The organism is Stenotrophomonas sp. 05N37 (assembly GCF_056397365.1).
In genome coordinates, this window is record NZ_JBFTNG010000002.1 from 41,458 (window position 1) to 55,964 (window position 14,507).

General features: G+C 66.2%; 12 protein-coding genes and 5 tRNA genes. 14 read left to right on the plus strand and 3 right to left on the minus strand.

All coding sequences use genetic code 11. The features are described 5' to 3' along the window. Nucleotides 1-38 precede the first annotated feature (38 nt). The 9 genes from clpP to AC1DGC_RS06760 all read left to right on the plus strand — a co-directional run bounded on the left by clpP (nucleotide 39) and on the right by AC1DGC_RS06760 (nucleotide 8,385). On the plus strand, nucleotides 39-665 hold the full coding sequence (gene clpP, locus AC1DGC_RS06720) for an ATP-dependent Clp endopeptidase proteolytic subunit ClpP (protein ID WP_038690153.1): 627 nt from the start codon (nucleotides 39-41) through the stop codon (nucleotides 663-665). A 126-nt stretch (nucleotides 666-791) separates the two neighbouring features. Further along, complete coding sequence (gene clpX / locus AC1DGC_RS06725; RefSeq protein WP_259209997.1) at nucleotides 792-2,081, plus strand: ATP-dependent Clp protease ATP-binding subunit ClpX; 1,290 nt, start codon at nucleotides 792-794, stop codon at nucleotides 2,079-2,081. 143 nt (nucleotides 2,082-2,224) lie between these two features. Continuing rightward, complete coding sequence (gene lon / locus AC1DGC_RS06730) at nucleotides 2,225-4,690, plus strand: endopeptidase La (RefSeq protein ID WP_259209998.1); 2,466 nt, start codon at nucleotides 2,225-2,227, stop codon at nucleotides 4,688-4,690. A gap of 205 nt (nucleotides 4,691-4,895) precedes the next feature. Beyond that, the gene (locus AC1DGC_RS06735; RefSeq protein WP_038690141.1) at nucleotides 4,896-5,168 is read left to right on the plus strand and encodes an HU family DNA-binding protein; all 273 of its coding nucleotides are present in this window, start codon (nucleotides 4,896-4,898) and stop codon (nucleotides 5,166-5,168) included. A gap of 11 nt (nucleotides 5,169-5,179) precedes the next feature. Continuing rightward, nucleotides 5,180-5,254 (plus strand) — tRNA-Val (locus AC1DGC_RS06740). A 28-nt stretch (nucleotides 5,255-5,282) separates the two neighbouring features. Continuing rightward, nucleotides 5,283-5,359 (plus strand) — tRNA-Asp (locus AC1DGC_RS06745). A gap of 108 nt (nucleotides 5,360-5,467) precedes the next feature. After that, nucleotides 5,468-5,544, plus strand: a tRNA-Asp gene (locus AC1DGC_RS06750). A gap of 90 nt (nucleotides 5,545-5,634) precedes the next feature. Continuing rightward, nucleotides 5,635-5,711: transfer RNA gene (locus AC1DGC_RS06755), tRNA-Asp, on the plus strand. A gap of 700 nt (nucleotides 5,712-6,411) precedes the next feature. Beyond that, nucleotides 6,412-8,385, plus strand: coding sequence for a peptidyl-prolyl cis-trans isomerase (locus tag AC1DGC_RS06760; protein WP_478047492.1), 1,974 nt, complete (start codon nucleotides 6,412-6,414; stop codon nucleotides 8,383-8,385). Between the two features lie 197 nt (nucleotides 8,386-8,582). Here AC1DGC_RS06760 and AC1DGC_RS06765 read toward each other — a convergent pair whose 3' ends face one another. Together AC1DGC_RS06765 and gloB are read right to left on the minus strand one after the other, a co-directional pair. Further along, the gene (locus AC1DGC_RS06765) at nucleotides 8,583-9,815 is read right to left on the minus strand and encodes a lytic transglycosylase domain-containing protein (RefSeq protein WP_478047493.1); all 1,233 of its coding nucleotides are present in this window, start codon (nucleotides 9,813-9,815) and stop codon (nucleotides 8,583-8,585) included. Continuing rightward, nucleotides 9,812-10,579: a hydroxyacylglutathione hydrolase gene (gloB, locus tag AC1DGC_RS06770; protein ID WP_478047494.1), complete on the minus strand. Its 768-nt coding sequence runs from the start codon at nucleotides 10,577-10,579 to the stop codon at nucleotides 9,812-9,814. The genes AC1DGC_RS06765 and gloB overlap by 4 nt, the downstream gene beginning before the upstream one ends. Nucleotides 10,580-10,590: 11 nt before the next feature. On the opposite strand from gloB, the gene AC1DGC_RS06775 reads away from it, so the two are divergent. From AC1DGC_RS06775 to dnaQ, 3 genes are read left to right on the plus strand one after another with little or no spacing between them, the layout of a single operon-like run. Then, on the plus strand, nucleotides 10,591-11,235 hold the full coding sequence (locus tag AC1DGC_RS06775; RefSeq protein ID WP_478047495.1) for a TRM11 family methyltransferase: 645 nt from the start codon (nucleotides 10,591-10,593) through the stop codon (nucleotides 11,233-11,235). 11 nt (nucleotides 11,236-11,246) lie between these two features. After that, nucleotides 11,247-11,699 (plus strand): ribonuclease HI, encoded by a 453-nt coding sequence (gene rnhA, locus AC1DGC_RS06780; RefSeq protein ID WP_259210003.1) that lies wholly within the window; start codon nucleotides 11,247-11,249, stop codon nucleotides 11,697-11,699. A 4-nt stretch (nucleotides 11,700-11,703) separates the two neighbouring features. Further along, the gene (gene dnaQ, locus AC1DGC_RS06785) at nucleotides 11,704-12,429 is read left to right on the plus strand and encodes a DNA polymerase III subunit epsilon (protein ID WP_478047496.1); all 726 of its coding nucleotides are present in this window, start codon (nucleotides 11,704-11,706) and stop codon (nucleotides 12,427-12,429) included. 273 nt (nucleotides 12,430-12,702) lie between these two features. On the opposite strand, the gene AC1DGC_RS06790 is transcribed toward dnaQ, so the two are convergent. Then, entirely contained in the window at nucleotides 12,703-13,407 is a 705-nt protein-coding gene (locus tag AC1DGC_RS06790; RefSeq protein ID WP_259210005.1) for a PP2C family protein-serine/threonine phosphatase, read from the minus strand. A gap of 170 nt (nucleotides 13,408-13,577) precedes the next feature. Between AC1DGC_RS06790 and AC1DGC_RS06795 the strand changes: the two genes are divergently transcribed. Together AC1DGC_RS06795 and AC1DGC_RS06800 are read left to right on the plus strand one after the other, a co-directional pair. After that, nucleotides 13,578-13,668 (plus strand) — tRNA-Ser (locus tag AC1DGC_RS06795). A 371-nt stretch (nucleotides 13,669-14,039) separates the two neighbouring features. Beyond that, nucleotides 14,040-14,447: a DUF6165 family protein gene (locus AC1DGC_RS06800; RefSeq protein WP_259210006.1), complete on the plus strand. Its 408-nt coding sequence runs from the start codon at nucleotides 14,040-14,042 to the stop codon at nucleotides 14,445-14,447. Nucleotides 14,448-14,507: the final 60 nt, after the last annotated feature.

Here is a 14,507-nt window from a genome sequence, read left to right on the forward strand (position 1 = left end):
GGCGCGGGGTCGTTCCCCCCAAAATAGGTGCCTCACTAATGGACAACCGAACCACAGCCCTGAACATGGTTCCGATGGTGGTCGAACAGACCAGCCGCGGCGAGCGCGCCTATGACATCTATTCGCGCCTGTTGAAGGAGCGTCTGATCTTCCTGGTGGGCCCGATCGACGATCACATGGCCAACGTGGTGGTGGCGCAGCTGCTGTTCCTGGAAGCGGACAATCCGGAAAAGGACATCAGCATCTACATCAACTCGCCCGGTGGCGTGGTCACCGCCGGCATGGCGATCTACGACACCATGCAGTACATCAAGCCCGACGTGAGCACCATCTGCGTCGGCCAGGCGGCCTCGATGGGCGCCCTGCTGCTGGCCTCCGGCGCGGCCGGCAAGCGTTATGCGCTGCCGAACTCGCGGGTGATGATCCACCAGCCGCTGGGCGGCTTCCAGGGCCAGGCCACGGACATCGACATCCATGCCCGTGAAATCCTGACCCTGCGTTCGCGCCTGAACGAGGTGCTGGCCAAGCACACCGGGCAGTCGCTGGAGACCATCGCGCGCGATACCGAGCGCGACAACTTCAAGAGCGCGGCCGATGCGGTGGCCTACGGTCTGGTCGACCAGGTGCTCGAGCGCCGTCCGGAAGAGTCGATCACCCCGGCGTGATGATGCAGCCAGGCCGGCATTCCGGCTTGTTTCCGCAGGGTCGGGCCGGACTGGCGTCCTCCCGACCCTGTGCTATTCTCGAATCGAACCCCCGTTCAGCGGGTGGGGTAACTGGGTAAGCGAAGCATGAGCGAAGACCGCCAAGGTCGTTCCACGGACACCGGCAAGATCCTCTACTGTTCTTTCTGCGGGAAGAGCCAGCATGAGGTGCGCAAGCTGATTGCGGGCCCGAGCGTGTTCATCTGCGATGAGTGCGTGGAGCTGTGCAACGACATCATCCGTGAAGAACTCGAGGAAAAGGCGCAGTCGGCGCGCAGTTCGCTGCCCAAGCCGCGCGAGATCCTCGAAGTCCTCGACCAGTACGTGATTGGCCAGAACCGGGCCAAGCGCACGCTGGCCGTGGCTGTGTACAACCACTACAAGCGCATCGAGAGCCGGCAGAAGAACGACGAGGTCGAACTGGCCAAGTCGAACATCCTGCTGGTCGGTCCGACCGGTTCGGGCAAGACGCTGCTGGCCGAGACCCTGGCCCGCCTGCTCAATGTGCCGTTCACCATGGCCGACGCCACCACGCTGACCGAAGCCGGTTACGTGGGCGAAGACGTGGAAAACATCATCCAGAAGCTGCTGCAGAAGTGCGACTACGACGTCGAGAAGGCACAGCAGGGCATCGTCTACATCGATGAAATCGACAAGATCTCGCGCAAGAGCGAGAACCCGTCGATCACCCGCGATGTGTCCGGCGAAGGCGTCCAGCAGGCCCTGCTGAAGCTGATCGAAGGCACCGTGGCCAGCGTGCCGCCGCAGGGCGGGCGCAAGCATCCGCAGCAGGAATTCCTGCAGGTGGACACCAAGAACATCCTGTTCATCTGCGGCGGCGCGTTCGCCGGGCTGGACAAGGTGATCCAGGCCCGTTCCAACGACGCCGGCGGCATCGGCTTCGGCGCGAAGGTCAAGAGCTCCGAGCGCAAGCAGGAAGTGGGCAAGGTGCTGGCGGAAGTCGAGCCGGAAGACCTGATCAAGTTCGGCCTGATTCCGGAGTTCGTCGGCCGCCTGCCGGTGGTGGCGACCCTGGAAGAGCTGGACGAGGCCGCCCTGGTCAGGATCCTGACCGAGCCGAAGAACGCCATCACCAAGCAGTTCAAGAAGCTGTTCGAGATGGAGCACGTGGAACTGGAGTTCCGCCCGGATGCCCTGTCGGCCATTGCCCGCAAGGCGCTGAAGCGCAAGACCGGTGCCCGTGGCCTGCGTACCATCGTCGAATCGGTACTGCTGGACACCATGTACGACCTGCCGTCGGCCGAGAACGTCAGCAAGGTGGTGGTGGATGAATCGGTGATCGAGCACAAGTCCGAGCCGTACCTGATCTACCAGACCCCGCCGGCCCCTGAACAGAAGGCCGCAGGCGCGGAGTAATCGGTTCAAGCGTTTGAATTGAAACAAGTTTATTAGAACAGCTTGCATCTAGAAGCCGATGGCCCCATAACGAGGCCATCGGCTTTTTTTGTATCCGGGCGAGGCCGCCCGGAGGCCATCCCCACTGTTCCACTGGAGCCCACATGGCCCGTTCCCCTACTGAGACTCTCGACCTGCCGGTACTGCCGCTGCGTGACGTGGTGGTGTTCCCGCACATGGTCATTCCGCTGTTTGTCGGCCGCGACAAGTCCATGCACGCGCTGGAACAGGCGATGGCGGCGGACAAGCGCATCCTGCTGCTGGCACAGAAGTCGGCCGAGACCGACGACCCCAACGCGGCCGATCTTTACCAGGTCGGCACGCTGGCCCAGGTGCTGCAGCTGCTGAAGCTGCCTGACGGCACCATCAAGGTGCTGGTGGAAGGCCTGTCGCGGGTCAACGTCACCCAGGTCACCGAGCGCGACGGCGCGCTGCACGGCGTGGCCACCGAAATCGAATCGGACGAATCGCGCGAGCCGCGCGAGATCGAGGCGATCGCCCGCTCGCTGATGTCGCTGTTCGAGCAGTACGTCAAGACCAACCGCAAGCTGCCGCCGGAGCTGCTGCAGACCCTGGCCGGCATCGACGAGCCCTCGCGCCTGGCCGACACCATCGCCGCGCACATCAGCGTGCGCCTGGCCGACAAGCAGCGCCTGCTGGAAACCCTGCAGATCGGCGACCGCCTGGAAATGCTGGTCGGCCTGGTCGACGGCGAGATCGACGTGCAGCAGATGGAAAAGCGCATCCGCGGCCGCGTGAAGTCGCAGATGGAAAAAAGCCAGCGCGAGTACTACCTCAACGAGCAGATGAAGGCCATCCAGAAGGAACTGGGCGACCTGGACGACGCGCCGGGCGAGCTGGACGAACTGGCACGCAAGATCGCCGAGGCGGGCATGCCCAAGCCGGTGGAGACCAAGGCCAAGGCCGAGCTCAACAAGCTCAAGCAGATGTCGCCGATGTCGGCCGAAGCCGCGGTCGTGCGCAACTACCTGGACTGGCTGCTGGGCGTGCCGTGGAAGAAGCGGACCAAGGTGCGCAAGGACCTCAAGGTTGCGCAGGACACGCTGGACGCCGATCACTTCGGCCTGGACAAGGTCAAGGACCGCATCCTGGAATACCTCGCCGTGCAGTCGCGGGTGAAGCAGATGAAGGGCCCGATCCTGTGCCTGGTCGGCCCGCCCGGCGTGGGCAAGACCTCGCTGGGGCAGTCGATCGCCAAGGCCACCAACCGCAAGTTCGTGCGCATGAGCCTGGGCGGCGTGCGCGACGAGGCCGAGATCCGTGGCCATCGTCGGACCTACGTCGGCTCGATGCCGGGCCGCATCGTGCAGAACCTCAACAAGGTGGGCAGCAAGAATGCGCTGTTCGTGCTCGATGAGATCGACAAGATGTCGATGGACTTCCGCGGCGATCCGTCCTCGGCGCTGCTGGAAGTGCTCGACCCGGAGCAGAACAACGCCTTCAACGACCACTACCTGGAAGTGGACCTGGACCTGTCCGAAGTGATGTTCGTGGCGACCTCCAATTCGCTCAACATCCCCGGCCCGCTGCTGGACCGCATGGAAGTCATCCGCATCCCCGGCTACACCGAGGATGAGAAGCTCAACATCGCCATGCGCTACCTGGTGCCCAAGCAGCTCAAGGCCAATGGCCTCAAGCCGGAGGAACTGGAGATCGAGGCCGACGCCATCCAGGACATCGTGCGCTACTACACGCGCGAATCGGGCGTGCGCAACCTCGAGCGCGAAGTGGCCAAGATCTGCCGCAAGGTGGTCAAGGACATCGCGCTCGCCGGCCCGGCCGGGCTGCCCAAGCCGGCCAAGGCCGGCAAGAAGGCCAGCGCGAAGAAGAAGGCGCTGGTGGTGGTCAATGGCAAGAACCTGGACAAGTACCTGGGCGTGCGCCGGGTCGACTTCGGTCGTGCCGAAGAACAGAACGAGATCGGCCTGGTCACCGGCCTGGCCTGGACCGAAGTCGGTGGCGATCTGCTCCAGATCGAATCGACCCTGGTGCCGGGCAAGGGCCAGCTGATCCTCACCGGCCAGCTCGGCAACGTGATGAAGGAGTCGGCCTCGGCCGCCCTGTCGGTGGTGCGCTCGCGCGCCGAACGCCTGGGCATCGACAACGAGTTCCTGCAGAAGCACGACGTGCACGTGCACGTGCCCGATGGCGCCACCCCGAAGGACGGCCCCAGCGCCGGCATCGCGATGGTGACCTCGCTGGTGTCCACGCTGACCAAGGTGCCGATCCGCGCCGAGGTGGCGATGACCGGCGAGATCACCCTGCGCGGTCGCGTGACCGCGATCGGTGGGCTCAAGGAGAAGCTGCTGGCGGCGCTGCGCGGCGGCATCACCACGGTGATCATCCCCGAAGAGAACCGCAAGGACCTGGCGGACATCCCGGCCAACGTGACCCGCGACCTGAAGATCATCCCGGTGAAGTGGATCGAAGAGGTGCTGGACCTGGCCCTGGAGACCCCGCTGACCCCGAAGAAGGCCAAGAAGGATGGGGCGCGCGTCACAGTGCGCAGCAAGAGCAAGACAGCTTCCAACGCGCGCGTCAAGCACTGACGCGCCATCTGGAAATCGCCGAAACCCGCGTCGTTATTGGCTTTTCAGCTTGCGCGGGTAGGGGTGCGCTGGTATAAAAGCAGCACTCGCGAGTCAGTACTCACTGACGTCGGCGAATCGAGAACTTCACTGGCGTCCGGCCGCAGTCTGGGTCGGATGCTTCACTGTCGAACATGCGGAATCCCCGCCAAAGGAGCTGTACAGAATGAACAAGACCGAATTGATCGACGCCGTTGCCGAGGCCGCCGACCTGACCAAGGCCGAGTCCAACCGCGCCGTCGACGCCGTCATCGCTTCCATCACCAAGGCCCTGAAGGGCGGTGACGCGGTGACGCTGGTGGGCTTCGGTACGTTCCAGGTTCGCGCGCGTGCTGCCCGCACCGGCCGCAACCCGAAGACCGGCGACACCATCAAGATCGCTGCATCGAACAATCCGTCGTTCAAGGCTGGCAAAGCCCTGAAGGATGCCGTAAACTAAGCGGCTTGCTGGGGTGCTTAGCTCAGCGGTAGAGCGTCTCCTTTACACGGAGAGGGTCGGGGGTTCGAAACCCTCAGCACCCACCACAGCACCGCCAGTAAAAGTTTGAAATGTGGAGCGGTAGTTCAGCTGGTTAGAATGCTGGCCTGTCACGCCGGAGGTCGCGGGTTCGAGTCCCGTCCGCTCCGCCAGTTTCAATAGGGCCCCTGAGCGATCGGGGGCCTTGTTTTCTCCAGCGATGTACGTCGCGGTGAAAGGTGGTAGAGCCGACCGTTGGTCGGCTGAAAAAGTTCAAGCGCGGAGCGGTAGTTCAGCTGGTTAGAATGCTGGCCTGTCACGCCGGAGGTCGCGGGTTCGAGTCCCGTCCGCTCCGCCAGTTACAAAAAAATCCTCGAAAAAAGCAGTATTCGGGGTAGGTTTTCTGAATATCTTCGGATAGAATGAGCGCCTGCAAAGTTTCAAGCGCGGAGCGGTAGTTCAGCTGGTTAGAATGCTGGCCTGTCACGCCGGAGGTCGCGGGTTCGAGTCCCGTCCGCTCCGCCAATCTTTGAAGAGCCCCTGGTGAAAACCAGGGGCTTTTTTTTTGGCTTTTCTCCCAATGAGAACGGGACCGTCCTGTTGCAACGGCGGGGGCAGGTGGCGTACGCCCGTGCTCGTTCGTCCGGATAGTCGCGGCGACGTCATGGATCGGGTGGCGGCGCCGTTCGGAATTACTGCGAGCGTGAGGCCCCGCAGCCGCCGCCAGGCCCCTGGCGCAACGGTCCCTCGGCCTGGCGGACTCCTCCGTTATTTTGCCGAGGAGCCTGCCGACCGCGGCGGGGCTCGGCTCGCGGTACAGGCGCGGTGTCGAACGGTTTTTTTGTGACCGTTGGTGGGTTGGGCGCTGGCTCCCCATGCCCTTGGAGGCGAAATAAAGGGGGAGGGGGCGGCCGTAGGCCGACGCCGGAGGACATTCGCCGGAAAGGGCATGGGGAGCCAGCGCTTAACCCGCCAACAGTCGCGTCCGGCGTGGGCCACAGCGCGCTTCGTGCGTTTCAGGCCGATGGCAGAGAGCCGGCTTTGCCTGCTGCGACAGCATCCAGCGCACCATGCCCAGCTGCCGACGCCGGGATCGATGCAAGTGCGACATCCGGCGGCCCGCAGCCGTTGCGGTAGCGGCCCCGCGCCTGCCCGCGCGGGTTTTGGAGCCACGCCGGAAGCGGGTTACACTGCCCGGCTCGCCACTCAGGCCATGATTTTTCCCATGCTGCAGAAACTTCGCGACAAGACCTCGGGCTGGATCGTTACGGTGATCCTGGGGCTGCTGATGATTCCGTTCCTGTTCGTGATCGACTCCAGCTACCTCGGTGGCGTGGGCGCGCAGAACGTGGCCAAGGTGGCAGCGCCGCCGACGTGGTGGCGCTCGGCGCCGTCGTGGTGGCCGATGTCGTTCCTGTGGCAGCACCATGAGATCAGCTCGCAGGACTTCCGCGTCCGCTTCGAGCAGGCGCGCCAGCAGGCCCGCCAGGAGCAGGGTGAGGACTTCGACCCGCGCCATTTCGAAAGCACCGAGAACAAGCTGGCCGTGCTCGAGCAGATGATCGACGAGCAGGTCGTGCGCCTCGCCGGTGAGCAGTCCGGCATCGTGATCGGCGACAACGCCGTGCGCGAGTACATCGCCGCGATCCCCGCGTTCATCGGCGCCGATGGCAAGTTCAATGACAACCAGTACCGGATTGCGCTGGCCAGCGGCAATCCGCCGCGCACCCCGACCCAGTTCGAGGCGCTGGTGCGCGAAAGCATCCAGCAGGCCGTGATCCCGTCCGCGCTGCAGTCGTCCGGTTTCGTCACCCAGGCCGAGACCGAGCGCCTGCTCAAGATGCTGGGCGAAACCCGCGACATCGAACTGGCTGCGCTGCCGGACGTGCCGACCGACACCGCGCCGGTCACCGACGCGCAGATCAAGCAGTGGTACGACGGCCACCTCAAGCAGTTCCGCCAGCCGGAAACCGTGTCGCTGGAATACGTTGAAATCAACGGCGCCAGCCTGCCGCCGGCCACGGCCGCCGACGAAGCGACCCTGCGCAAGCGCTATGACGAAGAGAAGGCGCGCTTTGCCACGCCCGAACAGCGACTGGCCTCGCACATCCTGATCGCCGCCGATGGCAGCGATCCGGCCAAGCTCAAGGCGGCCGAAGAAAAGGCCCTGCGCCTGACCGCCGATGCCAAGAAGCCGGGTGCCGATTTCGCCGCCCTGGCCAAGGCCAACTCCGAAGACCCCGGTTCCAAGGAACACGGTGGCGACCTCGGCTGGGTCGAGCGCGGCGCGATGGTCAAGCCGTTCGAAGATGCGCTGTTCAACATGCAGGCCGGTGAAGTGACCGGGCCGGTCAAGACCGACTTCGGCTACCACGTGCTGCTGCTGCGCGAGAAGAAGGGCGGCGAAAGCCGTTCGTTCGAGCAGGTGCATGACCAGCTGGTGGCCGAGCAGCTGAAGGCGGACAACGAGCGTGCGTTCACCGAGCTGAGCGGCCGCCTGGTCGACCTGGTCTACAAGAACCCCACCTCGCTGGAAGGCGCGGCCAAGGAACTGAACCTGCCGGTGCAGACCCTGGGCCCGTTCACCCGCGCCACCGCCAGCGGCGTCGCCGCCAACCCGGCGGTGCTGCGCGCGGCGTTCTCCGACATCCTGACCCAGGACGGTACGGTCAGCGACCCGATCGAGATCGCGGCCAACCACAACGTGATGATCCGGGTGACCGAGCACAGCCCGGAGCAGGCACTGCCGCTGGACAAGGCGCGCGAACAGGTGATCGCCGCGATCCATGCCGACCGTAGCCGCCAGGCCTCGGAGAAGGCCGCGGACGCGCTGCTGGCCAAGCTCAAGGCCGGGCAGAGCCTGCAGGAACTCGCCGTCAGCGAGAAGCTGCAGCTGAACCCGATGCCGGGCCTGCCGCGTACCCAGCCGGTTCCGACCCCGGAAATCAACCGCGCCGTGTTCTCTGCGGTTGCGCCGACCGAAGGCAAGCCGAGCTACGGCAAGGTGGCGGTGCAGGGCCGGTACGTGGTCTATGCGGTGACCAAGGTCAGCCCGGGCAACCTGGCGGAGATCCAGCCGGAGCAGAAGAAGGCCTTCAGCGAACAGCTGAACCAGATCGACGGCCTGGCGGCGGCCAAGGCCTACATCGAGGCCATGCGCAAGCACTACCGCGTACAGACCGAAGAAGCCAACCTGTAACCGATCCGGTCGCAGCGGCAGCAGAAGGCCCGGCATTGCCGGGCCTTCTGCGTTTGTGGGGTTGGGGCACCTGCGGTCCCTGCGCGCGCCGCCGTGGCGCCCAGCGCGGGCCTCCGGTGGCCGGCCATCCCCCGGAAACGACGATGCCCGGCATCGCCGGGCATCGTGGTCATCCTCAGGGCCGGCGGGAAATCCCGTCAATCCTCCACGCGCAGCACCGCGCCTGGCTTCAGCACGCTGCTGCCGGTGAGCCCGTTCAGCGACAGCAGGGCCTTGAGCGGCATGCCGTAGCGGCGCGCGATGGTCCACGGCGACTCACCGTCGCGCACGGTATGGCGACGGTTGCGCGGGCGATCGGCGCTGCTGGCCACGGTGCGGGCGGCGCGCGGGGCTGCGGGGGCGGCTTTGGCCGTCGGCAGGGCATCGCTGGCCGCGGCGGGGGCGTCCACCGCGGCGACGGCGGCCATCACCGCAGCGCTGGCATCCGCCGGTGCATGCGCCGCCGGCGCCAGCACGGTCACCTGGCCGCTGGGACGGCCCTTGCCGCTGGCCAGCGCCGGGTTGAGCCGGGCGATCCGTGCCGGGTCCAGGGAGCGCTGTGCGGCCCACTGCTGGACGCTAGTGCCGGCCGGCAGGGTGTGGCCCTTCAGCACCGGCACGGTGCGGTCCAGCGAGGCCATCACGCCGGGCTTGGTCTCGGCGTTCTCCAGCACGCAGGCCAGCGCGTGCAGCTTCTCGACGTAGGCGTAGGTGATCGGCGACAGGCCCGGCAGTTCGGCCGGGCGCGCGTTCTGCGCGTTCATCCCGGCCTTGCGCAGTGACTGCAGTACCCGGTACTCGCCGGCGTTGTAGGCCATGGTGGCCAGCCGCCAGTCGCCGCCGAACATGCCGTGCAGGGTTTTCAGGTAGCGCACCGCGGCCTGGGTCGAATCGACCGCCGAGAGGCGGCCGTCGTAACCGGAGGTCATCTGCACGCGGTGGTTCTTGGCGGTGGTGGCGATGAACTGCCACAGGCCCGCCGGACCGCTGCCGTTGCGGGCATTGGGGCGGTAACCGCTTTCCACGAACGGGATCAGGGCGAACTCGGTCGGCAGGTTCGACCGGCGCAGTTCCTCGACCACGTAGCCGAACAGCACCAGGGCATCGTCGTCCTGGTTGGCCAGGCGCGAGGGCGCATGGGCAAACTGTTTCTGCCAGCGCGGGCTGGTGGCCTCGGCATTGCAGGTCGGCTCGGCCAGGCCCTCACGGAAGCTGGCGAAGATCTCCTGCCCGTTGCGCACCGAAACCGGCGGCAGGGCGCTGGCCTCCAGTGGCAGCTGCGACAGGCCGGCCACGTTCTGCGACATGCCGGCACTCAACGACTGGGCGCTCGCGCCGCCAGCCAGGGACAACCCCAGGCCGAGCGCGAGCGGCAACAATCGCCGGCTCATGTACGGAATCCGTCTTTCCAGCCGCGCAGACCTGCGACGACATCGACTTCATCGGTGACGGGGCGACCCAGGTGGGCACTGACGGCCTGCTGGATCGAGTGCGTTCCGGTACGCAGGAACGGATTGCATTCAAGCTCGCTGGCCAGTGACACGGGCAGCGTGGGGCGGTCATCGCGGCGCATGGCCAGGGCCTCCTCATGGCGCTGCAGCAACGCAGCGTTGGTGGGGTCGACATGCCGCGCGAAGACGGCATTTGACACGGTGTATTCGTGCCCGCAACACAACAACAGGTGCGGCGGCAGGGACGCCAGCTTGTGCAGGGATGCCAGAAGCTGGGACGGCGTACCTTCGAACATGCGGCCACAGCCCAGGCTGAACAGTGCGTCGCCACTGAAAAGATGTTCAGCGGTGTGAAACGCGACATGCGAACGGGTGTGACCGGGCACGGATACTACGTGGAACCTTTGGCCCAATGCCTGAACGGGTTCACCTTCAACGACCCGATGGGTCGCCAGGGGGATGCGCGGATCGGCCGGTGCATGCACCTCCAGCCCCGGGTAGCGGGCCTGCAGCTCGGCCACGCCGCCGATGTGATCGTCGTGGTGATGGGTGAGCAGGATCGCCCGTGGCACCCATCCCTGCTGCGTTGCGGCAGCCACCACCGGCGCCGCCTGGCCCGGATCGACCACGACCGCCTGGCCGTCTTCGGCGACCAGCGCCCAGATGTAGTTGTCCGCAAATGCGGGTAGGGCAGTGAGTCGCATAGAATTGGACCATGCCCGCCGCGCCGAGCCCCCGTCAAGCGTCAGTCGCATCCTGGTTTGATACTGAACCGGCGCAAGTGCTGTGCCAGTTGGAGTTCGAGCGGTTGACGCCGTTGCTGAACGAGCGGCCGAGCACGCCCTGGCTGTGGCTGGCGCCGACCGCCGCCTGGACCGCCCTGGCCGACCTGCCCGGACGCGGCCTACGCCTGCATCGCGAGGGCGGCGGTTATGCCGGCGACACCCGGTGTGGGCTGCCGTTGCCGCTGCCCAACGAAAGCGTCAACGCGATCGTGCTGCAGCACGTGACCGCACGCGATGCCGAGCACCTCATCGCCGAGTGCGAGCGGGTGCTGATGCCCGGTGGGCGGTTGTGGCTGTCCACGCTCAACCCGTTCAGTCCGTATCGCCGCCAGTGGCGCCACCACGGGCTGGTGGTACGCACCCCGCAACGCCTGCGGCACACGCTCGAGCGGGCCGGTCTGGCCTGCGAGCAGCTGGATTACCTGGGGCCGATGTGGGCCAACCGTGCCCCTGGCCTGCGCAGTCTGGCGCCGCTGCGCGCAGCCTGCCTGTTCACCGCCGAGAAACGCACCCTGGCCCTGCCAGGACCTACGCCACTGCCGGTACGCCGTTGGCACGGTACCGTGGCGACCTGATCTGGAATGCAATGAAGACAATCGAACTACACACCGACGGCTCCTGCCTTGGCAACCCCGGCCCCGGCGGCTGGGCGGCCTTGATGCGCTACAACGCGCACGAGCGCGAGTTGAGCGGCGGTGAAGCGCACACTACCAACAACCGGATGGAACTGATGGCGGCCATCTCCGGGCTGGAGGCGCTGACCGAGCCCTGCAACATCGTGCTGTTCACCGACTCGCAGTACGTCCGCCAGGGGCTGACCCAGTGGATGCCGGGCTGGATCCGCAAGAACTGGAAGACCGCCGGCGGCGATCCGGTCAAGAACCGCGACCTGTGGGAGCGTCTGCACGCGGCCACGCTGCGCCACCAGATCGACTGGCGCTGGGTGAAGGGCCACTCCGGCGACCCGGACAACGAACGCGTGGACCAGCTGGCGCGCGACGCCGCGATCCGGATCCGCGCCGCCGGCCCGGTACACTGAGCCCATGCGTCAGATCATCCTCGATACCGAAACCACCGGCCTGGAGTGGCGAAAGGGCAACCGCATCGTCGAAATCGGCTGTGTGGAGCTGCTTGAGCGCCGGCCCAGCGGCAACAACTACCACCAGTACATCAAGCCGGACTGCGAGTTCGAACAGGGCGCGCAGGAAGTCACCGGGCTGACCCTGGAGTTCCTGGCCGACAAGCCGGTCTTCGCGCAGATCGCCGAGGAGTTCCTGGCCTTCATCGATGGCGCCGAGCTGATCATCCACAACGCCGCGTTCGATATCGGCTTCCTGGACAACGAGCTGTCGCTGCTCGGCGACAACTACGGCAAGATCACCGACCGCTGCACGGTGATCGATACGCTGAAGATGGCGCGCGAGCGCTTCCCGGGCCAGCGCAACTCGCTGGATGCGCTGTGCAAGCGGCTCGGCGTGGACAACGCCCATCGCCAACTGCACGGCGGCCTGCTCGATGCGCAGATCCTGGGCGATGTGTACATCGCGCTGACCTCGGGCCAGGAAGAAATCGGTTTCGGTTCGGTCGACGACGCCAAGGGCGGCACCGCCCATGCGCAGGCGTTCGACACCTCGCGTCTGTTGCCGCGTCCGCGCGTGGTGGCCACCGCCTCCGAGCTGGAAGCGCACGAGGCGCGGCTGGCCAAGCTGCGCAAGAAGGCCGGCCACGCGATCTGGGACGGCGAGCGCGTGATGGCCGAGGCGGGCTGACCGCAGGGCGCCGCACGCCTGGATCTGCCGGGTAGTGCCACGCCAGGCGTGGCTGCGGCCCGGCTGGCGGTGCGCACGGGCCGGAGCGGAGGGCAGCCGGGCGTGGCTCGGCTCTACCCGGGGTGGGCCCGCCCGGGTGTGCGTCGGGCGGTTATACCTATCTCGCTCAGGGCCCCGCCGGTACGGCGACCGTCAGCCTTTGAACCCGCATGCTCGGCCCGTGCTCATCGAGTCGGCATGGCGCAGCGTCCGCCGCCGCGCGACCGGTCGGCCTCAGTGGCAGCGCACCAGGATCACGGTGATGTTGTCCGAACCGCCTCCGTCCAGGGCGGCCGCCACCAGGGTGTCCACGCATTCCTGGGCGCTGGCGTCGTCGTAGGCCAGGGTGCTTGCGATGCCCTTGTCCTCCACTTCCTCGGTCAAGCCGTCGCTGCACAGCAGCAACTGCATGCCCGGACGCAGTTCACCGGTGGTGGTAGCCACGTTCAGGTGCGCCGGATCGGTCACTCCCAACGCCTGGGTGACCACGTTGCGGTGCGGATGCGCGCGCGCCTGCTCGGCCGTCAGGTTGCCCTGCGCCACCATTTCCTGGACCACGCTGTGGTCCTGGCTGAGCTGGGCCAGGGCGCCGTCGCGCCACAGGTAGGCGCGGCTGTCGCCGACCCAGGCCACCTCATAGCGATTGCCCTGTACGCGCGCGGCCACCACGGTGGTGCCCATCGGCAGGCTGTCGTTGCGGCGGCGCGAGGTACGGATGATTTCCTCGTCGGCGACCCGGATCGCATGTGCCAGGGTCGCGCCCTGGCGGATCTCGCGCACGATGGTTTCGCGCGCCAGGGCGCTCGCCACCTCGCCACAGGCGTGCCCGCCCATGCCGTCGGCGACCAGCCACAACGCCAGTTCGCCATCGCCGTAGTAGGTGTCCTCGTTGAGGTCACGGCGCAGGCCAGGGTGGGTGAGGTGTCCGAATTCGATCATGAGGGGGCGGCAGCCAAGGGGACGTTGCAGGGGATAACGGCATGATCGCGGGCCGCCGGACATCCGGCAAGGCATCCAGACAGAAGAAATTCACGTGCGTGGCAAACGAATGACTTGTCGTCGGCGCATCCTGCCCGTATTATTCGCCTCCCGGTTCGCCGGGACCATCTGGAGAGGTGGCAGAGCGGTTGAATGTACCTGACTCGAAATCAGGCAGGCGTTTATAGCGCCTCGGGGGTTCGAATCCCCCCCTCTCCGCCAGACACGCAAAAAAGGCTACCCAACGGGTGGCCTTTTTTGCGTGTCTGGCGGAGAGGGGGGTGAAGCGAAGACACGCCGGGGTTCGACGGATTCGTCTGGAACGAATCCGGACAGCCGAACGGCTGGCCCTGGAGCGCGCAGCGCGGAAGGGCTGGGCCCATGGATGGGCCCAGCAATCCCGGCAATGAAGCGGCCACCCTCGTTCCGGGTTCGACCCTCCGACGGAGAGGCAACGCCGCCCGAAGGGCGGCCGCTGTGGGACGGACGTGCGCCGAGCATCACGAAGCCACGCATGGCGTGGCTCTACCGGGCCGCAGGCGCCCGTCATCACCGTCCGCTAAACTGCCGATCTCACGTAACGGATGTCCCCCATGACCGCTGAAATCCTGGTTCCCGTGTCCTTCGGCGAGCTGCTGGACAAGATCTCGATCCTGCAGATCAAGTCCGAGCGCATCGACGATGCCGCCAAGCTGGCCAACATCCATGCCGAGCTGAGTGCGCTGGAGAAGACGTGGATGGCGCATCCGGCCGCGGTCAAGGACATCGCGCGCCTGCGCGCCGAGCTGAAGGCGGTCAACGAGCGCCTGTGGGACATCGAGGACAACATCCGCCTGCAGGACAAGGCGCAGGCCTTCGACGAGGACTTCATCGCCCTGGCCCGCAGCGTCTACCTGGAGAACGACCAGCGTGCGCGGATCAAGAAGGACATCAACCTGGCGCTGGGCTCGGGTTACGTCGAAGAGAAGTCGTACAAGGATTACGCGCCCAAGGGCGCGTAACTCCGTCGGCCTGCGACGCTAAAAGGGGGGTGCCGAACGCTCGCCGGCAACCCCGTGATG